Origin of the sequence: Nocardioides aurantiacus, assembly GCF_003752505.1 — a bacterium.
Classification (GTDB): Bacteria; Actinomycetota; Actinomycetes; order Propionibacteriales; family Nocardioidaceae; genus Marmoricola; species Marmoricola aurantiacus.
In genome coordinates, this window is the sequence record NZ_RKHO01000001.1 from 756,415 (window position 1) to 776,994 (window position 20,580).

Annotated in this window: 16 protein-coding genes; 9 read left to right on the top strand and 7 right to left on the bottom strand. The window is 73.0% G+C overall.

Annotation, left to right across the window (positions count from 1 at the left end; translation table 11 throughout):
- Positions 1–37: 37 nt before the first annotated feature.
- Positions 38–946, bottom strand: a complete 909-nt coding sequence (locus tag EDD33_RS03690) for an alpha/beta hydrolase (RefSeq protein WP_170169686.1) — start codon at positions 944–946, stop codon at positions 38–40.
- 151 nt (positions 947–1,097) lie between these two features.
- Between EDD33_RS03690 and EDD33_RS03695 the strand changes: the two genes are divergently transcribed.
- The 7 genes from EDD33_RS03695 (at position 1,098) to EDD33_RS03725 (ending at position 7,949) form a co-directional block, all read left to right on the top strand.
- Positions 1,098–2,501 carry an alkaline phosphatase PhoX gene (locus tag EDD33_RS03695; RefSeq protein WP_211332399.1) on the top strand — a complete coding sequence of 468 codons (1,404 nt, stop codon included), beginning with the start codon at positions 1,098–1,100 and terminating at the stop codon, positions 2,499–2,501.
- Positions 2,502–2,564: 63 nt separating this feature from the next.
- Positions 2,565–3,521: a co-chaperone YbbN gene (locus tag EDD33_RS03700; RefSeq protein WP_123389154.1), complete on the top strand. Its 957-nt coding sequence runs from the start codon at positions 2,565–2,567 to the stop codon at positions 3,519–3,521.
- A 108-nt stretch (positions 3,522–3,629) separates the two neighbouring features.
- Positions 3,630–5,069 carry an ABC transporter substrate-binding protein gene (locus tag EDD33_RS03705; protein ID WP_123389155.1) on the top strand — a complete coding sequence of 480 codons (1,440 nt, stop codon included), beginning with the start codon at positions 3,630–3,632 and terminating at the stop codon, positions 5,067–5,069.
- A complete protein-coding gene (locus tag EDD33_RS03710; protein ID WP_123389156.1) occupies positions 5,066–6,070 on the top strand; it encodes a carbohydrate ABC transporter permease in 1,005 nt (334 codons plus the stop codon). The genes EDD33_RS03705 and EDD33_RS03710 overlap by 4 nt, the downstream gene beginning before the upstream one ends.
- Positions 6,067–6,945 (top strand): carbohydrate ABC transporter permease, encoded by an 879-nt coding sequence (locus EDD33_RS03715; protein WP_123389157.1) that lies wholly within the window; start codon positions 6,067–6,069, stop codon positions 6,943–6,945. Before EDD33_RS03710 ends, EDD33_RS03715 begins: the two co-directional genes overlap by 4 nt.
- A gap of 52 nt (positions 6,946–6,997) precedes the next feature.
- Positions 6,998–7,510, top strand: coding sequence for a universal stress protein (locus tag EDD33_RS03720; protein ID WP_123389158.1), 513 nt, complete (start codon positions 6,998–7,000; stop codon positions 7,508–7,510).
- A 34-nt stretch (positions 7,511–7,544) separates the two neighbouring features.
- Positions 7,545–7,949 carry a hypothetical protein gene (locus tag EDD33_RS03725; RefSeq protein WP_123389159.1) on the top strand — a complete coding sequence of 135 codons (405 nt, stop codon included), beginning with the start codon at positions 7,545–7,547 and terminating at the stop codon, positions 7,947–7,949.
- A gap of 3 nt (positions 7,950–7,952) precedes the next feature.
- On the opposite strand, the gene EDD33_RS03730 is transcribed toward EDD33_RS03725, so the two are convergent.
- From EDD33_RS03730 to EDD33_RS03755, 6 genes are read right to left on the bottom strand one after another with little or no spacing between them, the layout of a single operon-like run.
- The gene (locus EDD33_RS03730) at positions 7,953–8,765 is read right to left on the bottom strand and encodes an NUDIX domain-containing protein (protein ID WP_246003352.1); all 813 of its coding nucleotides are present in this window, start codon (positions 8,763–8,765) and stop codon (positions 7,953–7,955) included.
- Positions 8,766–8,799: 34 nt separating this feature from the next.
- The gene (locus EDD33_RS03735) at positions 8,800–9,909 is read right to left on the bottom strand and encodes an SLC13 family permease (RefSeq protein WP_170169687.1); all 1,110 of its coding nucleotides are present in this window, start codon (positions 9,907–9,909) and stop codon (positions 8,800–8,802) included.
- Positions 9,906–11,795, bottom strand: coding sequence for a 1,4-alpha-glucan branching protein GlgB (glgB, locus tag EDD33_RS03740; protein WP_123389162.1), 1,890 nt, complete (start codon positions 11,793–11,795; stop codon positions 9,906–9,908). Before glgB ends, EDD33_RS03735 begins: the two co-directional genes overlap by 4 nt.
- On the bottom strand, positions 11,792–13,189 hold the full coding sequence (locus EDD33_RS03745) for a maltokinase N-terminal cap-like domain-containing protein (protein WP_123389163.1): 1,398 nt from the start codon (positions 13,187–13,189) through the stop codon (positions 11,792–11,794). Before EDD33_RS03745 ends, glgB begins: the two co-directional genes overlap by 4 nt.
- A complete protein-coding gene (gene treS / locus EDD33_RS03750; RefSeq protein ID WP_211332400.1) occupies positions 13,186–14,940 on the bottom strand; it encodes a maltose alpha-D-glucosyltransferase in 1,755 nt (584 codons plus the stop codon). The genes EDD33_RS03745 and treS overlap by 4 nt, the downstream gene beginning before the upstream one ends.
- Entirely contained in the window at positions 14,937–16,934 is a 1,998-nt protein-coding gene (locus EDD33_RS03755; RefSeq protein WP_123389165.1) for an alpha-1,4-glucan--maltose-1-phosphate maltosyltransferase, read from the bottom strand. The genes treS and EDD33_RS03755 overlap by 4 nt, the downstream gene beginning before the upstream one ends.
- 109 nt (positions 16,935–17,043) lie before the next feature.
- Here EDD33_RS03755 and glgP point away from each other — a divergent pair, with 109 nt between their 5' ends.
- The gene (gene glgP / locus EDD33_RS03760; RefSeq protein ID WP_123392979.1) at positions 17,044–19,644 is read left to right on the top strand and encodes an alpha-glucan family phosphorylase; all 2,601 of its coding nucleotides are present in this window, start codon (positions 17,044–17,046) and stop codon (positions 19,642–19,644) included.
- A gap of 151 nt (positions 19,645–19,795) precedes the next feature.
- Positions 19,796–20,563, top strand: a complete 768-nt coding sequence (gene map / locus EDD33_RS03765; RefSeq protein ID WP_123389166.1) for a type I methionyl aminopeptidase — start codon at positions 19,796–19,798, stop codon at positions 20,561–20,563.
- Positions 20,564–20,580: the final 17 nt, after the last annotated feature.

The window sequence follows — 20,580 nt, forward strand, 5'->3', positions numbered from 1 at the left end:
GGGAACGGGGGGTCCTCCCGCAGCGTTTCGACACCCCTCAGGCCAAGGTGGTCCGGAGGTGCGAGGCGAGCAGGTCGAGCTCGGCGGCGACGTTGGTGGGGTCGAGGAAGTAGTGGTCGCGACCCTCCACCCGGTGCAGGCGGACCGCGACCCCGGACTCGTCGAGCCGGGCGGCGAACCGCTCGCCCTCCTCGCGCAGCAGGTCCAGGCCCGCGGTGACCACCAGTGTCGGCGGCAGCCGGGACAGCGACGGCGCCAGCAACGGCGACCCGTAGGGCTGGCGACGGGCGTCCGGGTCGCGGAAGTACGTCGCCCGCACCAGCTCGAGCACCGACGCCCCGAGCATCGGCTGCGCCCCGGCCGGCAGCGAGACCGCCTTCTGCGCCCACGTCGAGGCGACGTCGAGCGACGGGACGCCGAGGGTGAGGGCGCGCAGCCGCGGGCCGCCGGAGTCCCGCGCCAGCAGCGCTGCGGCCGCCGCGAGGTTGCCCCCGGAGCTGAAGCCGCCCACCGAGACCCGGGTCGGGTCCAGCCCCCAGTGCGGGCCCTGCTCGGAGAGCCGCAGCAGCACGTCGTGCACCTGCTCGTGCGCCACCGGGTAGCGGACCTGCGGCGCCACGGCGTAGTCGGGCAGTAGCACCGCGATGCCGAGCCGGTCCACGAGGTGCTGCGCCACGAACTCGTCCATCCGCGGACGACGCATCACGAACGCCCCGCCGTGCAGGTGCACGTGCACCGGCAGGTCGCAGCGCTGCTCCTCCGGGGCGTAGAGCAGCGCGTCGACCCGGCCGTGACGGGTCTGCAGCCGCACCTTGGTCGGGCGGACCGGACGGTCACCCGGTCGACGCAGCGCGGCGACCAGCTCCCGGTCGTAGCGGACCAGCAGCGGCGCGAGCCGCTGCTGCCACCAGGCGCGTCGGTCGGCGCGGGAGGAGAGCAGGCTCACGACGGCTGTTCGGAGCGGAGGGGCCGGCGGATGGGGGACCTGCACGTCCTTCGTGCCGTGTTCACCGGGTGTGCCCGTGGTGTTGGTGGTCACGCGGTGGGCTGGGAGCCGTGCCCGCGAGGCGGGCGACCACCCCTCGAAAAGGATCTCGATGAACCCCTCTCTCTCCCGACGCGGACTCCTCGGCGGCGCCACGGCCGGCGGCCTGGGCATCGCCCTCAGCGGCAGCGTCGAGGCCGTCGCCGGACCGCGCCGCCCGGCGGTCGGCTACGGCGAGCTCGTGGCGGACCCTCGTGGACTGCTCGCCCTGCCCCCGGGCTTCTCCTACGAGATCGTGGCCCAGGCCGGCGTCACCCAGCTCGCGAACGGCGAGGGCCCCACGCCGACGGACCAGGACGCCAACGGCGTCTTCGGGCGTGCGAGCGGAGGAGCCGCCATCGTGTGCAACCACGAGATCGGGGGGTCCGAGTCGCCCGGCGTGCCACCGCTGCCGGGTCTCACCTACGACCCCGGCGCCCGGGGCGGCACCACGACGATCGAGGTCGACCCCCGCGGACGGCGGCTGAGCGAGTACGTCTCCGTGGCCGGCACCCACAACAACTGCGCGGGCGGCGAGACGCCGTGGAACACCTGGCTCACCTGCGAGGAGACGGAGGCGCGCCGGAGCGCCACCCTCCAGAAGGACCACGGCTACGTCTTCGAGGTCGACCCGTCCAGCCAGCTGGCCAACGTCAACAAGGCGGCGGTGCCGCTGAGGTTCCTGGGCCGCTACGCCCACGAGGCCGTGGCCGTCGACCCGGCGACGTCGACGATCTGCGAGACCGAGGACGCCGGCAACCCCAACGGCCTCTACTACCGCTGGACCCCGCCGCAGGGCTTCCGGGGCGGGCTCGGCGCACTGCGCAAGCTGGCCGAGAGCCCCGGGGGAGACACCGCCGGGACGCTGGAGGCGATGAGCTGCTGGCAGGGCGACCGGCACGTCCCCGACCTGTCCCTCGCGACGCGGGCGGGCACCCGCTACCAGGTCCGGTGGGTCGAGGTCCCCGACCGCGACGCCCGGACGGTCTCGGTGCGCAAGCAGCTCACCGACCAGCAGGTCACCCGCAGCCGCAAGCTCGAGGGCGCCTGGTGGGGCGACGGCGGCGCCTACTTCGTGGCCAGCTTCGCCCGCCGCAGCGACGGCAGCGCCAACGAGCACGACGGCCAGGTCTGGTTCTACGACCCGCGGTCCCGGACGGTGACGTTGCGGACCATCTTCAGCGTCAACCCCGACCCCGAGGTCGACGCCGAGAACTACGACGGGCCCGACAACATGACGCTCTCGCCCCACGGCGGACTGATCCTCGCCGAGGACGGCAACGGGGTGCAGCACCTGGTCGGCGTCACCGACCAGGGCAAGACCTTCCCGATGGCGCGCAACGACCTCAACGGCAGCGAGTTCGCCGGGCCGGCCTTCAGCCCCGACGGCACCGTGCTGTTCGCCAACATCCAGTCGCCGGGCTACGTGCTCGCGATCACCGGTCCGTGGGGGCGGCCGAGCAACGCGGCGCGGTAGGCGTGCACCGGTGGGGGCGGACGCTGGTGTGACCGCGTCCGGGGTCTCGGGGACAATGGCGTCATGACGCAGCAACCCTTCTCGCGACCCGGTGCGGTGGACCTCTCCGGGCTCCAGCCCAGCACCGCCCCCGCCGGCACCCCTGCTGGCGCACCTGCCGGCACCCCTGCTGGCGCGCCCGCCGGCGGTGGCGCGGCGTACGCCCTGCAGGTGACCGAGCAGAACTTCCAGGACGTCCTGGAGGCGTCCCGCAACGCGCCGGTGCTGCTGGCCTTCGAGAGCCCGCAGCGCTCCCCGGAGAGCACCCGGCTCGCCGACGACGTGCAGACGCTGTCCTCCGAGCTCGAGGGCCGCGTGCTGCTCGGGCGGGTCGACATCGACCAGGTGCCGCAGATCGCGCAGGCGATGCAGATCCCGTCGGTGCCGCTCGTCGTGCTCGTGGCCCAGGGCCGCCCGATGCCGCTGTTCCAGGACGCCGCCCCGATCGAGGACCTGCGTGCGGCGCTGACGCAGGTGCTGCAGCAGCTGACCGCCAGCGGCGTCACGGGCCGCCACCAGCCCCGCACCGGTGGCGCCGAGGTGGACGAGGAGACCGGCGAGGAGCTCGTCGACCCGCGCTACGCCCCCGCCCAGGACGCGCTCGAGCGAGGGGACATCGATGCCGCGGTCGCGGAGTACCAGAAGCTGGTCGCCGCCAACCCCGCCGACACCGAGGCGGCCGCGGGCCTGGCGATGGCCCAGGTGCTGCAGCGCACCGACGGGGTCGACCTCCAGCAGGCGCGCAGCGCCGCGGCGGCGGCGCCCGACGACGTCGAGGCGCAGACCCTGGTGGCCGACCTCGACCTGCTCGGCGGTCACGTGGACGACGCCTTCCGTCGGCTGGTCGAGCTGGTGCGCCGGACGTCCGACGCCGACCGCGACCGGGCCCGGACGCACCTGATCGGCCTGTTCGGTGCCGTGGGCAACGACGACCCGCGGGTGCAGCGCGCCCGGCGGGACCTCGCCTCCGCGCTGTTCTGAGCCTGCGGGTCCCCCGACAGCGGGGCGCGAGCTCCTAGGCGTGCGTCGGGCCTGAGTGGATACTGCGCACCTGACGTCACCGTCGACGTCCGCTCCGGGGAGGCCCTCATGTCCGTCGCACCTGCCCGTCGTGGGACGCGGGGTCGCCGCCGCCGGCGACCGGTCGCGCTCCTGGCCACCGCCGCGCTGGCCGGCCTGGTCTCCCTGACTGCCTGCGCGGGCGGGGGACCGCAGCCGCAGCCGCCGAACAGCATCACGGTCTGGATCCAGGAGGACCTGCCGGAGCGGGTCGCGGCGACCCAGGCGATCGTCGACGACTTCACCGCCGAGACCGGGGTGGAGGTCGAGCTGGTCGCCGTGGCCGAGGACCAGTTCACCCAGCTGCTGGTCTCCTCGGCGGCGGCCGGCGACCTGCCCGACGTCATCGGCGCCCTGCCGCTGGCGGCCGTGCGGACGCTGTCGGGCAACGAGCTGATCGACACCGACGCCGTCGCCGCGGTGGTGGAGCGGCTCGACCGCTCGACCTTCGTCGACCGGGCCGTCGAGCTGACCCGCGAGGGCGACGCGCAGCTGGCGGTGCCCAGCGAGTCGTGGTCGCAGCTGCTCTTCTACCGTAAGGACCTCTTCGAGGAGGCCGGGCTCGAGCCCCCCACGACGTACGACGCGACGCTGACCGCGGCGAAGGAGCTCGACGGCGACGACCTGGCCGGCTTCGTCGGCGGCACCGCCCCGGGGGACGCCTTCACCGAGCAGACCTTCGAGCAGGTGGCGCTGGGCAACGACTGCCAGCTGGTCGAGGACGACGGCGCGATCGGGCTGGACAGCCAGCGGTGCGTCGACGCGCTCGACTTCTACGGCACCCTCGTGGAGGACTACTCGGTGCCGGGGGCGCAGGACGTCGACACCACGCGGGCCTCCTACTTCGCCGGGCAGGCCGCGATGTTCGTCTGGTCGACCTTCGTGCTCGACGAGATGGCCGGGCTGCGCCCCGACGCGAAGCCCACCTGTCCGCAGTGCGAGGACGACCCGGCCTTCCTGGCGCGCAACACCGGGGTGGTCACCACCCTCGCGGGCCCGGCGAACGCGGGACCGGCCTCGTTCGGCGAGGTGACGTCGTGGACGATCACGGCCGAGTCCTCGACCCGGGCCTCGACCGACTTCGTGGCCCACATGTTCGGCGACGGCTACGTGCCGTGGCTGCAGATCGCGCCCGAGGGCAAGGTGCCGGTCCGCACCGGCACCCCCGAGGCGCCGCAGCGGTTCTCCCGCACCTGGTCGACGCTGCCGGTCGGCGAGGGCGTCCCGCAGGAGGAGAAGCGGCCGCTCTCGGACTTCTACGACGACGACGTGCTGGCCGCGCTGGCCGCCGGCCCCGAGGAGTTCTCCCGCTGGGGCATCCCGCAGGGCCAGGGCGAGCTGCTGGGCGCCCTGCAGGGGGAGCAGCCGGTGGCCGCGGCCGTCGACGAGGTGGCCTCCGGCGAGGACGCCGAGGAGGTCGCCGACCAGGCGGCCGAGGACGTCCGCTCGATCCAGGAGTCGCTGTCGTGAGCACCTCGACCGAACCGGCCCGCCCCGCCCGCCCGAGCCGGCCGGCCCGACCGACCCGGCGGCGTACGCCCTCCACGCGGGCCCGGCAGGACGCCCGCACCGGCCTGGCGCTGATCTCGCCCACCTTCGTGGTGGTCGTGGTGGTGGTCGTGCTCCCGATCCTGTGGACGGTCTCGCTGGCCTTCCAGGAGGTGCGGCTGCTCGACCTGCGCACCACCGGCGTGATCGGCGACTACACGCTCGAGAACTTCCGTGACGTGCTCACCTCCGACGGGTTCCTCACCGCCCTGCTGACCACGCTCTTCTACGCCGTGGGCGGCACCGGCCTCGCGATCCTGGTCGGGCTGGTCGCCGCGCTCGCGCTGCGGCGGCCGTTCCGGGGCCGTGGGCTGGTCCGCGCCGCCCTGCTGCTGCCGTACGTCGCCCCGGTGGTCGCGGCGGCCTTCGTCTGGTCGACCGCGCTCAACCCGCAGTACGGCGTGGTCAACGCCTGGGGCACCGGCGCGCTGGGCTGGGAGGACCCGATCGCGTTCCTCAGCTCCCGCTCCGACGACGTGTCGGTGCTGGGCCTGCAGCTGGAGGTGCCGACCGCCCTGCTCACGGTGATCGCGTTCGAGGCCTGGCGCTCCTTCCCGTTCGCCTTCCTCTTCCTCACCGCCCGCCTGGAGGCGGTGCCGGACACCTACGAGGAGGCGGCGCGCATCGACGGGGCCACGCCGACGCAGCGGTTCCGCCACATCGTGCTGCCGCAGCTGGGGCCGACGATCGCGGTGCTGTGCGTGCTGCGGTTCATCTGGACCTTCAACAACTTCGACGACATCTACCTGCTGACCGGCGGGGGGGCCGGCACCGAGGTGGTCGCCGTCCGGGTCTTCAACTACCTCACCGCCCGCAGCGACATCGGCGCCGCGGCCGCCCAGGCGCTGGTGCTCGCCGCGATCCTGGCGGTGCTCGTCACGGCGTACCTCACGCTCTTCGGCCGGCGGGAGGAGCGGGCATGAGCACGACCAACCTGCGCAACACGATCGAGGAGCGTTCGCTGGCGGTGCTCCGCCCGGTGGTCATCGGGCTGCTGCTGCTGGTGGCGCTCGTGCCGTTCTACTACATGGTGGTGCTCTCGTTCCGGCCGCTCGACAGCCTGGTGCAGGACCCCGGTCGGATGTGGGTGGGGCTCTCGGAGGTCGACCCGGCGACCTACGCCGACGTGCTGCGCTCGGTCGACGCCGGCGGGCAGGGCTTCGCCTCGTTCATCCGCAACAGCCTGCTGGTGGCCGGCGGCACCGTGGTGCTCTCGCTGCTGGTTGCCGTGCCGGGGGCGTACGCCGTCAGCCGGCTCGACTTCTTCGGCCGGCGTCAGGTCTCGGCGCTGTTCCTGACCGTCTACTTCTTCCCCAGCATCCTGCTGGCCGTGCCGCTGTTCGTCTTCTACACCCGCATCGGGCTGCGCGGCTCCCTCGTCGGGCTGCTGATCGTCTACCTCGCCCAGGTGGCAGCGGTGACGATCTACATGCTGCGCAACTACTTCGACACGATCCCGGTCAGCCTGGAGGAGGCCGCGGCGATCGACGGCTGCTCGCGGCTGCAGGTGCTGCGCCGGATCAGCCTGCCGCTGGCGCTGCCCGCGGTGGCCTCCAACGCGCTCTTCGTGTTCATGATCGCCTGGAACGAGTTCCTCTTCGCGCTGCTGTTCCTCGTCGAGGACCGCGACTCGTGGACCGTCTCGCTGGGCCTGTCGCAGCTGGCGGGGAGCATCGAGGTGCCCACGACGACGCTGATGGCGGGCTCGGTGATCCTGACGCTGCCGATCGTGGTGCTGTTCTTCCTGGCCGAGCGGTTCCTCGTGGGCGGGTTGACGGCCGGGGCCGAGAAGGGCTGACCCTAGGGTGGGGCTCGGGCCGGAGCGTCCGGTCCCGTGGGGAGGTAGGCACATGAGCACGGTCAAGGTGGCCACCGAGGTCGACGCACGTGGCGGGATCCTGGTGGGCGACGACGGCTCGCCGGCCTCCCAGGAGGGGGTCCGCTGGGCGGCGGACCTGGCGGGACGGCTCGGGGAGACGCTGCACGTCGTACGCGCCTGGTCGATCTCCTCGGCCCCGCGGCCGGCGAGTGCGACCGGCGGCTACGTGCCGCCGCTGACCGACTTCGAGCAGGCCGTCCTGGACCGGCTCCGTGAGGACGTCGCCGCCGCCGGGGTGTCCGAGGGCGACGCCGTGCAGCTGCACGTCGTCCACGGCGCGGCCGGCCGCCGGCTGCTGGAGGCCGCGGCCCACGCCGACATGCTCGTGGTCGGCACCCGCGGTGCGGGCGGGTTCCTGGGCCTGCGGATGGGCTCGACGGCCGACCAGGTGATGCGCCACGCGCCGTGCCCGGTGGTGGTCGTCCCGGTGCACGGTGACGACGACCCGGACGACCTCGACACCCAGGTGCTCGCGGCCGACTGACCCACCCTCGGGGTCCATGCCCCACCATGGACCCATGGAGCAGACCGCCGCGGCCCCGGTGCGCCTCTCGCTGCGCGGGCAGACCTACGTCGCCGCCGTGGCGGTCGCTGCGACGGTGGCCTTCGTCGTGGACTCCCCGGTGGCCTGGGTGGTGCTGATGCTGCTCACGCTGCCGCTCAGCCTGCTGGCGATGTGGGTCGGCTTCTACGCCGCCCTGGCCGTCGGCGCGCTGGCGGGCCACGGCCCCGAGGCGGTGTCCTGGCCGGTCGGCGTGGCCTGGGTCGCGGTGTGGACCACGACGGCGTGGATCAACGCGCGGCTGGCCGAGAAGGTGCTCCGCCGGGGCTGGGACGCGCTGCGCACCGGCCCGCGCAACGAGGACGACGACGACTGGAGCGAGGACTGGTACGGCGACGCGGACGAGCGCCCGCGTCCCTGATCCTCAGCCCCGCCCGCTCTCGGTGTAGGCCGCCGGCCCGGGCTCGGCGGCCGGGGGAGCGGCCCGGAGCGCGGCCAGCGCCGCCTCGACGCGACGGGCGGTGAAGTCGGCGCAGCGCTCGCGCACCTCCGCGGGCGTGTGGAAGGCGACCGAGCGGATCTCGCGCTCCTGCCGCACCACCTCGTCGAGCACCGAGGCGTCCACGACGCCCCCGTCGAAGACCAGGCACAGCGCGTCGTCCCAGCCGCCCCACGGCGGCAGCCAGTCGGTGAGCAGCAGCCGGCCCGGCTCGAGGTCCAGCGCCAGCTCCTCGCGGACCTCGCGGGCCACGGCGAGCTGGGGCGACTCGCCGACCTCGACGACGCCGCCGGGCAGGTCGTGGTCGCGCTTGTAGGTCAGCTGGCACAGCAGCACCCGGTCGTCGCGGTCGCGGACCAGCAGCTGGCTGATGGCGCGCTTGCGCGGCAGGAACGAGTTGAGCAGCGTCCGGAACCCGTCGGGGTCCTCCAGCGGGGTGTCGTCGACCAGCCGGGCGTAGACGACCCGGTCGGTCGCGGGCCGGTCGACCTCGCCGTCGGCGTCCGCGACGCCGCGGGCGACACCCTCGCGCATCAGGCCCGAGAAGGTCGCCACGCGCTGGGCCTGGTCGTCGTCGGGGTCGACGTGGGTCTCGACCCGGGTGGCGCCGCCCTTGAAGGCCGACTCCACGACGCGTCGCACCTCCTCGGAGCAGACCTGCAGGCCCTGCTCCTGCAGCGCCGGGGGCCAGGACACCCGGACCACGCCGGGGGCGACGGAGGTCAGCTCGGCACGCACGACGCCCACCCTAGTGACCGGCGGGGGGAGGGGGTCAGAGCAGCCAGATCGCGAGCACGCCGGCGGCGACGGCGGCCGGGGCGACCAGCAGCCCCTCCAGGCCGAAGCGCAGCGCGCTGACGGGCAGCCCGCGCCGGCGGCAGCTGCGCAGCCACAGCAGGTTGGCCAGCGACCCCCAGGCGAGCACGACCGGGCCGACGTTGACGGCGACCAGCGCCGTCAGCAGCCGGTCGGTGCTGCCGGCGAACGGCTCCACCACGAGGTACGCCGGCAGGTTGTTGACCACGTTGGCCAGCACCGTGGTGACGCCCGCCAGCTGGGCCACCGACCCCGGCGAGGACCCCTGGCCCAGCGCCGCGGTGAGCACCGGCGCCCCGACGTCGACCACGACGTCGGTGACCGCGAACAGCACCACGGCCAGCACGATGACCGACCAGGGCAGCAGCGCGAGCAGCCGGCGCGGGGCGACGACCGCGGGACGGCGTACGGCGAAACCGGCGACGAGCACCACCGCGGCGACCAGGGCCGTGAGCCAGGGCGGTGTGCCGAGGACGACCGCCGGGGCCACCAGGGCCACCACCACCGCCGCCAGCACGACCAGCGTGCGGTCGGCGGGCGGGAGCCCCCGCGGCACGTCGTAGCGACCGACCAGGGCCCGTCGGTGGCGCAGCAGCAGCACCGCGACCACCACGACGAGCACGGCGAGCTGGGGCGCCCAGGTCTGCGCCAGGAACTCCAGCGGGTGCAGGTCGAGCCGCTCCTGGGCCAGCAGGTTGGTCAGGTTGGACACGGGCAGCAGCAGCGAGGCGGCGTTGGCCAGCCAGATCGCGGCGAAGGCGAACGGCAGCGGGCTCAGCCGGAGCTCCTGGGCCAGCGCCAGGCCGATCGGGGCGAGCAGCACGGCCGTGGTGTCGATGCTGAGCACCCAGGTGCACACCGTGGCCAGCACCACGAAGAGGCCGAACAGCAGCAGCCGGCTGCCGCCCGCGGCGCGGGCCGCGAGGTGCGCGCCGACGTCGAACAGGCCGGCCTCGTCGCACAGGTCGGCCACCACCTGGATCAGCGCCAGGAACAGCAGCACCGGCCAGACGCGGTCGGCGACCTCGAGCAGCGAGGAGGCGACCGCGCCGAGCCCGCCGGTCACCGCCGGGCGGAGAGCCAGACGGTGCCGAGCGGGGGCACGCGCAGCGACGCCGAGGCGGGCTGGCCGTGGTGCGGCTCGGCGTGGGCGGTGACGGTGCCGAGGTTGCCGACGCCGGAGCCGCCGTAGGCCTCGGCGTCGGTGTTGATGACCTCGCTCCACTCCCCGGCGAAGGGCAGCCCGAGTCGGTACGACTCGCGCGGCTGCCCCGAGAAGTTGGTGACCGAGACCAGCGCGCTGCCGTCGTTGCCCCAGCGCACGAAGGCGACGGTGTTGCCGCCGGAGTCGTCGGCCTCGAGCCAGGTGAAGCCCGCGGGGTCGGAGTCCTGCGACCACAGCGCCGGGCTGTCGAGGTAGACGCTGTTGAGGTCGCGCACCAGCCGGCGCACGCCCTCGTGGTCGGCGTCGCCCAGCAGCCACCAGTCGAGCTCGCGCTGCTCGGCCCACTCCTGGTCCTGGGCGAACTCGGTGCCCATGAACAGCAGCTGCTTGCCCGGGTGGGCCCACTGCCAGGACAGGAACGCGCGCACGTTGGCCAGCTGCTGCCAGCGGTCGCCGGGCATCTTGCGCAGCAGCGACCCCTTGCCGTGCACGACCTCGTCGTGGCTGATCGGCAGCACGAAGTGCTCGGAGTAGGCGTAGACCATCGAGAAGGTGACCTCGTGGTGGTGGTAGCCGCGGTGCACCGGCTCGCGGGCGACGTAGCTCAACGAGTCGTGCATCCAGCCCATGTTCCACTTCAGCCCGAAGCCGAGCCCGCCCTCGCTGGTGGGACGGGTGACGCCCGGCCAGGAGGTCGACTCCTCGGCGATGGTCACCGCGCCGGGGACGTTCTTGTAGACGGTGCCGTTGAGCTCCTGCAGGAAGTGCACCGCCTCGAGGTTCTCGCGCCCGCCGTGCACGTTGGGCTCCCACTCGCCGGGCTCGCGGGAGTAGTCGAGGTAGAGCATCGAGGCCACCGCGTCGACGCGGATCCCGTCGACGTGGAACTCCTGGAGCCAGTAGAGCGCGTTGGCGACGAGGAAGTTGCGGATCTCCCGGCGGCCGAAGTTGAAGACGTAGGTGCCCCAGTCGGGGTGCTCGCCGCGGCTGGGGTTGGGGTCCTCGTAGAGCGGCGTGCCGTCGAAGCGGGCCAGCGCGAACTCGTCCTTGGGGAAGTGGGCGGGGACCCAGTCGACGATGACGCCGATCCCGGCCTGGTGGAGCGCGTCGACGAGGCGCCGGAAGCCGTCGGGGTCGCCGAACCGGGAGGTGGGGGCGTAGTAGGAGGTCACCTGGTAGCCCCACGACCCACCGAAGGGGTGCTCCATCACCGGCAGCAGCTCGACGTGGGTGAAGCCCATCTCCACGACGTACGCCGTGAGGTGCTCGGCCAGGTCGTCGTAGGTGTAGGTCGACTCGCCCGGCCCGCGGGGGTGGTGCCGCCAGGAGCCCAGGTGGACCTCGTAGACCGACATCGGCTGCTGGTCGTGCCGGGTGTTCTCGGCGCGCTCGGCCATCCAGGCGTCGTCGGACCAGCTGTGGGTGCTCTCGAAGGTCACCGAGGCCGTGTGCGGCGGCACCTCGGTGTGGAAGGCCATCGGGTCGGCCTTGTCGCGCCAGTGCCCGTCGGCGCCGCGGACGTGGAACTTGTAGGCCTCGCCCGACCCGGCGCCGGCCACGAAGCACTCCCACACGCCCGAGTCGCCGCTCTGCACCAGGGGGCTGCGGCTGCCGTCCCAGTCGTTGAAGCCGCCGCGCACCTGCACCTCCTGGGCGTGCGGCGCCCAGACCCGGAAGGTGGTGCCCTCGGTGCCGACGTGGGCACCCAGCGCCTCCCACAGCCGCTCGTGGCGGCCCTCGTTGATCAGGTGCAGGTCGATCTCACCCAGGATGTGGTCGTCGGTCATGCGTGGTCTCCGATGCGTGAGATGGCGGCGAGCGGGATGTCGACCCAGGTCGGGCGGTTGCGGGCCTCGTAGCCCACCTCGTAGACGGCCTTGTCGGCCTCGTAGGCGTCGACGAGGGCGCGCTCGGCGTCGGTCATCGCCGACCCGCCCGCCTCGACCCGACGCTCGACGTAGCCGTGGAGGAACGCGGCGCGGTTGCGCTCGCGCCACTCCTGGGCGCGGTACTCCACCTGGGGGCCGGGGTCACCGACCTCGTGGAGGTCCTTGACCACCGACTCGACGGCGTAGTCGAAGGAGCGGAGCATGCCCGCGACGTCGCGCCAGGGCGAGTCGGGCAGCCGGCGCTCGGCCAGCGGCTTGGCCGGCTCGCCCTCGAAGTCGACCAGCTTCCAGCCGCGCGCGGTGCGCAGCGTCTGGCCGAGGTGCAGGTCGCCGTGGACGCGGTGCACCTCCTGGCGACCGAGGTCGCCCAGGTCGGCGAAGACCCGGCGCAGCGCGTCGGCGTGCGGCGCGAGCGGGGGTACGCCGGCCAGCTGGGCCTCCAGCCGCACCCGCATCTGCTCGGCCAGCGACGCGCCGTCGACGGTGTCGTGGCCGAAGTGCTCGCGCAGCACGACGTGGACGTCGGCGACCGCGGCGCCGAGCCGCTCGGACTCGCCGGCGAAGTCGCCGCCCACCTCGTCGGCGTGCAGGTCGGCCTCGCTGAACAGGTTGCGCACGCTCGACAGCGCGAGGTCCCAGCCGTCGGCGGCCGTGCGCAGGAACTGCTGCAGCATGGCGAGGTCGTCCTCGCCGGCCTGCACCCAGCCGTAGAGCGCGGCGACGTTGGGGTTCTCGGCCTCGGTGAGGACCTCGTGGATCTCGATGTCGGGGTTGCGGCCGCTGGTGACCTTGCGGAACACCTTGAGCAGGCTGTCGTCGCCGAAGGCCACCGAGGAGTTGCTCTGCTCGCCGCTGAAGAGCGTGGAGTGCACGTCGGTGGCCAGCTCGTGGTCGCCGACCCGGTGGAAGGTGGCGCCGCCGTACGCCTGCTCGCCGCCGCTCGGGGTGGAGCAGAAGGTCTGCAGGTAGACCGCCATCGCCTCGCGGTCGTGCACCGCGTCGTAGGTCCAGCGCTCGCCGGCGTCGGGGTCGAGCTCGTCGGTGCCGTGGCCGACCAGCGCGTGGCCGATGCGGTGCTGCTCCTCGACGTGGTGCACCAGCGGCATCTGGTAGCGCTCGGTGCTGCCGTCGGGGTAGGTGACGTCGACGACGTCGATGGTCACGGTCGGCGGGCCGGGCAGCGTGGCGACCCGGGTGACGTCGGTGACGACGTGGTCGCGGCCCTTGCCGGCGAACCAGCGTGCGTGGGCGAGGTAGGCGGTCATCTGCGGGTGGCTGCTCGTCGAGGTCATCGGGGCACTCCTGTCGAGTCGTCGGTGCCGACGTCGGGCAGCCGCATCCAGTAGAAGCCGTAGCCGCCGAGGGTCAGCAGGTAGGACATCTCCCCGATGCGCGGGAACCGGACCCCGCCGAGCAGCTCGACCGGGGTCAGGCCCTCCCAGCGTCGCAGGTCCAGCTCCACCGGCTGCGGGAAGCGCGAGAGGTTGTTGACGCACAGCACGGTGTCGGTGCGCCCGGTGACGGGGTCGGTGTGCTGTCGGACGTAGGAGAGCACCGAGGGGTTGGACCCGCCGAGGTCGGAGAAGTCGCCGAGGCCGAAGCACGGGTGCTGCTTGCGGGCCTGGATCATCCGGCGCGTCCAGTGCAGCAGCGAGGACTGGTCGTCCAGCTCGGTCTCGACATTGACGCGTTGGTACCCGAAAACGGGGTCCTGGATCGTCGGCAGGTGCAGCCGGCCGGGGTTGGCGCGGGAGAAGCCGGCGTTGCGGTCGGGCGTCCACTGCATCGGGGTGCGCACGCCGTCGCGGTCGCCCAGCCAGATGTTGTCGCCCATCCCGATCTCGTCGCCGTAGTAGAGCACCGGCGACCCAGGGAGCGAGAGCAGCAGCGCGGTGAACAGCTCCATCCGGTCGACGTCGTTGTCCAGGAGCGGGGCGAGCCGGCGGCGGATGCCGATGTTGGCCTTCATCCGGGGGTCGCCGGCGTACTCGGACCACATGTAGTCGCGGTCCTCGTCGGTGACCATCTCCAGGGTCAGCTCGTCGTGGTTGCGCAGGAAGATGCCCCACTGGCAGCCCGCGGGGATCGCCGGCGTCTCCTCGAGGATCTCCGAGATCGGGAACCGGTTCTCCCGGCGCACCGCCATGAAGATGCGCGGCATCACCGGGAAGTGGAAGGCCATGTGGCACTCGTCGCCGCCGACGGAGGCGTCCCCGAAGTACTCCACGACGTCGGTCGGCCACTGGTTGGCCTCGCAGAGCAGCACCCGGCCGGGGTAGTGCTCGTCGACGAAGCGGCGTACGGCCTTGAGGGTCTCGTGGGTCTCGGGCAGGTTCTCGCCGTTGGTGCCGGGCCGCTCGAACAGGTAGGGCACGGCGTCGAGCCGGAAGCCGTCCAGGCCCATGTCGAGCCAGAACGCCATCGCCTCGAGCATCGCCTCCAGCACGGCCGGGTTGTCGAAGTTGAGGTCGGGCTGGTGGGAGAAGAACCGGTGCCAGAAGTACTGCTGGCGCACCGGGTCCCAGGTCCAGTTCGACGGCTCGGTGTCGACGAAGATGACGCGAGCGTCGCCGTAGAGGTCGTCGTCGTCGGACCAGACGTAGAAGTCGCCGTAGGGGCCCTCGGGGTCGGCGCGGCTGGCCTGGAACCACGGGTGCTGGTCGCTGGTGTGGTTCATCACGAAGTCGATGATCACGCGGATCCCGCGCTGGTGGGCCTCGGCGACGAAGACCTGGAAGTCCTCGACCGTGCCGACCTCGGGCTGCACGCCGGTGTAGTCGGCGACGTCGTAGCCGCCGTCGCGCAGCGGCGAGGTGAAGAACGGCGGCACCCACAGGCAGTCGACGCCGAGCCACTCCAGGTAGTCGAGCTTGTCGGTCAGGCCGCGGAAGTCGCCGACGCCGTCGCCGTCGGAGTCGTTGAACGAGCGGACCAGGACCTCGTAGAAGACGGCCGTCTTGAACCAGTCGGGGGTCTCGCCCTCGACGACCTGGGGCGACTCGTCGGCGTGCGGGGCGTGCGGGGCGTGGGGGGCGTGGGTCACGCGGTCGCCGCCGGGGGGCGCCGCACGGCCAGCACGTGGGCGGGCTCCACCCACGGGTCGAGGTGGACGTAGTTGTGCGCGCCCCAGGTCCAGTCCTGGTGGGTGATCTCGTCGTGGACGACGTAGCTGTCGTGCCACTCCAGGCCCAGGGCGGGCAGGTCGAGGTGGACGGTGGTGGTGTGGGCGGCGTACGGGTCGAGGTTGAGCACCACGATCACGGTGTCGGTGCTGCCGTCCTCGAGCTGCTCGGACTTGGAGAAGACCAGCACGGCCTCGTCGTCGCTGCTGTGCAGGGTCAGGTCGCGCAGCTGCTGCAGCGCCGGGTGGGCGGCGCGGATCTCGTTGAGCCGGGTGAGGTACGGCGCGAGGGTCTCGCCGCGCTCGGCGGCACCCTCCCAGTCGCGGACCTTGAGCTGGAACTTCTCCGAGTCGAGGTAGTCCTCGGTGCCCGGGCGCAGCGCCACGTGCTCGTAGAGCTCGTAGCCGGCGTAGACGCCCCAGGCGGGCGAGCTGGTGGCGGCCAGGGCGGCGCGGATCCGGAAGGCCGGCGGGCCGCCGTACTGCAGGAACGCGGGGAGGATGTCGGGGGTGTTGACGAAGAAGTTGGGGCGCAGCACCGCCGAGGTCTCGTGGGCGACCTCCTGGAGGTACTCCGCGATCTCCCAGCGGGCGTTGCGCCAGGTGAAGTAGGTGTAGCTCTGGTGGTAGCCCACCGTGGCCAGCGCCTGCATCATCGGCGGCTTGGTGAACGCCTCGGAGAGGAACAGCACGTCGGGGTCGGTGGCGCGGACGCGGCCGAGCAGCCACTCCCAGAACGCCACCGGCTTGGTGTGCGGGTTGTCGACCCGGAAGATCCGCACGCCGCGGTCCATCCAGAAGCGCAGCACCCGCTCGCACTCGGCGTAGATGCCCTCGGGGTCGCGGTCGAAGTTGATCGGGTAGATGTCCTGGTACTTCTTGGGCGGGTTCTCGGCGTAGGCGATGGTGCCGTCGACGCGGACGGTGAACCACTCGGGGTGCTCGCGGGCCCAGGGGTGGTCCGGTGCCGCCTGGAGGGCGTAGTCGAGCGCGACCTCGAGCCCGACTCGCCGCGCCTCGGCGAGGAACGCGTCGAAGTCCTCGAGCGTGCCGAGGTCGGGGTGGACGGCGTCGTGGCCGCCGTGGCGGCTGCCGATGGCCCACGGCGAGCCGACGTCGTCGGCGCTCGGGGTGAGCGTGTTGTTGGCGCCCTTGCGGTTGACCTCGCCGATCGGGTGGATCGGGGGGAGGTAGAGCACGTGGAAGCCCATGTCGGCGATGGCCTGCAACCGGGCGGTGGCGGTGCGGAAGGTGCCGGAGACGAGCTTCCCGGTGGTCGCGTCGACGTGCGCGCCCTCGGAGCGGGGGAAGAACTCGTACCAGCTGGAGTAGAGCGCGCGCTCGCGGTCGGCGAAGAACGGGTAGGGGCCCTCGGTGCTGAGCAGCTCGCGCAGCGGGTGGGCGGCGAAGACCGCCGCCAGCTCCGTCGTGGTGGTGGCGGCCAGCCGGGCCTCGACCGGGCGCGTGGTGTCCTGGACCGCTCGCCTGGTGTCGGCCAGCACCTGCGCCTCGGCGCCGTCGACGTCGGGCTCGGCGCCGACGCGGTCCAGCAGCAGCACCAGCTCGGCGAACATCACCTCGACGTCGACGCCGGCCTCGATCTTGATCGGGCCGTCGTGGAGCCAGGTGCCGAGCGGGTCGCCCCAGGCCTGCACCTCGAAGCTCCACGGACCCTCGGTGTCGGGCCGCACCGTGGCGGTCATCCGGGACACCTCGTCGGGGACGGCCACCATCCGCTGCGGCGCGCGACGGGTGCCGGAGGGATCGGTGAGGACCACCTCGGCGCCGAGCTGGTCGTGGCCCTCGCGGAAGACCAGGGCGGTCACGTCGAAGCGCTCACCGACCGTCGCCTTCGCGGGGTTGCGTCCGAGGTTGACCACCGGGGTCACGTCCATGACGGGAATGCGTCCGACCATGGCACCACACTCGCGGAGCGCGGGGCCGCACGCAAACCTCGGGCCCGGCTCGCGGCCGACTCGCGCGAAGCCGTTGGATCGATCCAAGACTTCGGTTACGGTGCTGCCCGTGCGTGCCATCCGACGATTCACCGTCCGCCCCGTCCTGCCCGCCAAGCTCGCCGCGCTGAGCGACCTGGCGCTCAACCTGCGCTGGTCGTGGAGCCCCGAGACGCAGGACGTCTTCGCCGCCGTCGACCCCGAGGTGTGGCGCGCCAGCGGCCACGACCCGGTCAAGCTGCTCGGCAACGTCTCCCCGGACCGCCTCGAGGAGCTCGCCGGCGACCGCCGCTTCCTCAAGCGCCTCCAGCTCGCCCAGTCCGACCTCGACGACTACCTGGGCGCCGACCGGTGGTTCCAGAAGCAGGCCGCGGGACGTGGCCGCAAGGACGAGGGCGACCCGGACCTGCCGCGCGCCGTGGCCTACTTCAGCTCCGAGTACGGCATCACCTCGGTGCTGCCGCAGTACTCCGGTGGCCTCGGCATCCTCGCCGGCGACCACCTCAAGACCGCCAGCGACCTCGGCATCCCGCTGATCGGCGTCGGGCTGCTCTACCAGATGGGCTACTTCCGCCAGTCGCTCTCGCGTGAGGGCTGGCAGCAGGAGAGCTATCCCGTGCTCGACCCCGACGGCCTGCCGATCGTGCCGCTGCGCGAGGGCGACGGCGCCCAGGCGACCGTCGAGATCGCCGTGCCCGGCGAGCAGGTCATGGTCGCCCGGGTCTGGATCGCCCAGGTGGGCCGCGTGCCCCTGCTGCTGCTCGACACCGACGTGGAGGAGAACCCGCAGCACCTGCGCGAGGTCACCGACCGCCTCTACGGCGGCACCACCGAGCACCGGCTGCAGCAGGAGCTGCTGCTCGGCATCGGTGGCGTGCGCGCCGTCCGGGCCTACTGCCGCCTCACCGGCCACCCGGAGCCCGAGGTCTTCCACTGCAACGAGGGCCACGCGGGCTTCCTCGGCGTCGAGCGGATCCGCGAGCTCACCGTCGCCGAGGGCGGCCCGGCGCTGGACCTCGACACCGCGCTCGAGGTCACCCGCGCCGGCAGCGTCTTCACCACCCACACCCCGGTGCCCGCCGGCATCGACCGCTTCCCGCGCCAGCTGGTCGAGCAGTACTTCGGCGGCCACGGCGCCGCGCCCGGCGTACCCGTGGAGGCGATCCTGGCCCTGGGGGCCGAGGACTACCAGGGCGGCGACCCCGGCGTGTTCAACATGGCCGTGATGGGCTTCCGCCTCGCGCAGCGCGCCAACGGCGTCTCGCAGCTCCACGGCGAGGTCAGCCGCGGCATGTTCAACGGCCTGTGGCCCGCGTTCGACGAGGCCGAGGTGCCGATCACCTCCATCACCAACGGCGTCCACGCCCCGACCTGGGTCGGCCGCGAGGTGCTCGAGCTCGCCGACAAGCACGGCGACGACGTCTGGGCCGCGGTCGACAAGGTCTCCGGCAAGGACCTCTGGGCCACCAAGCGGGTGCTGCGCCAGAAGCTCATCGACGACGCCCGTGCCCGGATCCGCGGCTCGTGGCTGGAGCGGGGTGCGGCCCCGGCCGAGCTCGGCTGGACCGACTCCGCGCTCGACCCCGACGTGCTCACCATCGGCTTCGCCCGCCGGGTTCCCTCCTACAAGCGGCTCACGCTGATGCTGCGCGACCCCGCCCGCCTCAAGCGGCTGCTGCTCGACCCCGAGCGTCCCGTGCAGCTGGTCATCGCCGGCAAGTCCCACCCGGCCGACGACGGCGGCAAGCAGCTGATCCAGCAGATCGTGCGCTTCGCCGACGACCCCGAGGTCCGCCACCGGATCGCCTTCCTGCCCAACTACGACATCGCGATGGCGCAGCCGCTCTACCCCGGCTGCGACGTGTGGCTGAACAACCCGCTGCGCCCCTACGAGGCCTGCGGCACGTCGGGCATGAAGGCCGCCCTCAACGGCGGGCTCAACCTCTCCATCCTCGACGGCTGGTGGGACGAGTGGTACGACGGCAGCAACGGCTGGGCCATCCCCTCGGCCGACGACGGCAGCGGCGCGGGCGCCGAGCTCGACAACGGCCGGCGTGACGACCTCGAGGCCGCGGCGCTCTACGACCTGCTCGAGAACGAGGTCGCGCCCCGCTTCTACGACCTCGACGGCGACGGCGTGCCGCTGCGCTGGATCGAGATGGTGCGCCACACCCTGAAGTCGCTCGGCCCCAAGGTGCTCTCCACCCGCATGCTCAAGGAGTACGTCGAGAAGCTCTACTCGCCCTCCGCCGTGGCCTCCCGTGCCCTCAACGACTCCTACGACGGCGCCCGTGCGCTGGCGACCTGGAAGTCGCGGGTGCGCCAGGGCTGGAGCGAGGTCCGGGTCGACCACGTCGAGAGCGGCGGCCTGCCCGACGTGCCCGAGATCGGTGCCTCGCTCGAGGTGCACGCCTTCGTCTCGCTCGGTGCGCTCGCGCCCGAGGACGTCCGGGTCGAGGTGGTCCACGGTCGCGTCGGCGCCGACGACTCGCTGGCCGACACCTCCGCGGCCCCGCTGGCGCTGGGGGAGTCCTACGAGGGCGGCCGCCACCGCTTCGACGGCCACGTCCCGCTGTCCCGCGCCGGCTCCTTCGGCTACACCGTCCGCATCCTGCCCGGCAACCCCGACCTCGCCACCCCGGCCGAGCTCGGGCTGGTCGCGCTGGCCTAGGACCCGCGGTCTCCCGAGGTCGCTCGGGAGACCGTCGCTGCGCCGGCCGAGACCGGGGTGGACGCGGCCCGTCGGTCCGACCCGGCCCGCGGTGACCTCGCGGCGATGCCCGTCGCGCCGCGCACGGGCCGCACTCCGTAGGCTCGTCGGCATGATCGAGCTGCGCAGCCCCGCCGAGATCGAGCAGATGCGGCCCGCCGGGCGCTTCGTGGCCGAGGTGCTGACCGCGCTGGTCGAGAAGGCCGACGTGGGCGTCAACCTGCTCGAGCTCGACGCCCTGGCGCACCGGATGATCCGCGAGCGCGGGGCGGAGTCCTGCTACATCGACTACCACCCCTCGTTCGGGGCGATGCCGTTCGGCAAGGTGCTGTGCACGAGCGTCAACGACGCGGTGCTGCACGGCCTGCCGCACGACTACACCCTGGCCGACGGCGACCTGCTCTCCGTCGACTTCGCGGCCTCGGTCGACGGGTGGGTGGCCGACTCCGCGGTCAGTGTCGTGGTCGGTACGCCGGACCCCGCCGACCTCGCCCTCGTCGACACCACCCAGCGGGCGCTCGCCGCCGCCATCGAGGTGGCCCGGCCGGGCAAGCGGCTCGGCGACATCGGCGCGGCGATCGGTGACGTGGCCCGCGGCGAGGGCCTGAAGATCAACCTGCAGTTCGGCGGCCACGGGGTCGGCCGGACGATGCACGGCGACCCGCACGTCGCCAACGACGGCCGGCCCGGACGCGGCTTCAAGCTGCGGCCCGGTCTGGTGATCGCCATCGAGCCGTGGTTCCTGCAGACCACCGACGAGCTGCGCACCGACCCGGACGGCTGGACGCTGCGCAGCGCCGACGGCTCCCGGGGCGCCCACTCCGAGCACACCATCGCGATCACCCTGGACGAGCCGGTCGTGCTGACCGCCCGCGGCTGACGCCGCGTCGGCCACGC

Coding starts and splice junctions, on each gene's coding strand:
- EDD33_RS03695 (WP_211332399.1), top strand. CDS start 1,098: ATGAACCCCTCTCTCTCCCGACGCGGACTCCTCGGCGGCGCCACGGCC.
- EDD33_RS03700 (WP_123389154.1), top strand. CDS start 2,565: ATGACGCAGCAACCCTTCTCGCGACCCGGTGCGGTGGACCTCTCCGGG.
- EDD33_RS03705 (WP_123389155.1), top strand. CDS start 3,630: ATGTCCGTCGCACCTGCCCGTCGTGGGACGCGGGGTCGCCGCCGCCGG.
- EDD33_RS03715 (WP_123389157.1), top strand. CDS start 6,067: ATGAGCACGACCAACCTGCGCAACACGATCGAGGAGCGTTCGCTGGCG.
- EDD33_RS03720 (WP_123389158.1), top strand. CDS start 6,998: ATGAGCACGGTCAAGGTGGCCACCGAGGTCGACGCACGTGGCGGGATC.
- EDD33_RS03725 (WP_123389159.1), top strand. CDS start 7,545: ATGGAGCAGACCGCCGCGGCCCCGGTGCGCCTCTCGCTGCGCGGGCAG.
- glgB (WP_123389162.1), bottom strand. CDS start 11,795: ATGACCGACGACCACATCCTGGGTGAGATCGACCTGCACCTGATCAAC.
- EDD33_RS03745 (WP_123389163.1), bottom strand. CDS start 13,189: ATGACCTCGACGAGCAGCCACCCGCAGATGACCGCCTACCTCGCCCAC.
- EDD33_RS03755 (WP_123389165.1), bottom strand. CDS start 16,934: ATGGTCGGACGCATTCCCGTCATGGACGTGACCCCGGTGGTCAACCTC.
- map (WP_123389166.1), top strand. CDS start 19,796: ATGATCGAGCTGCGCAGCCCCGCCGAGATCGAGCAGATGCGGCCCGCC.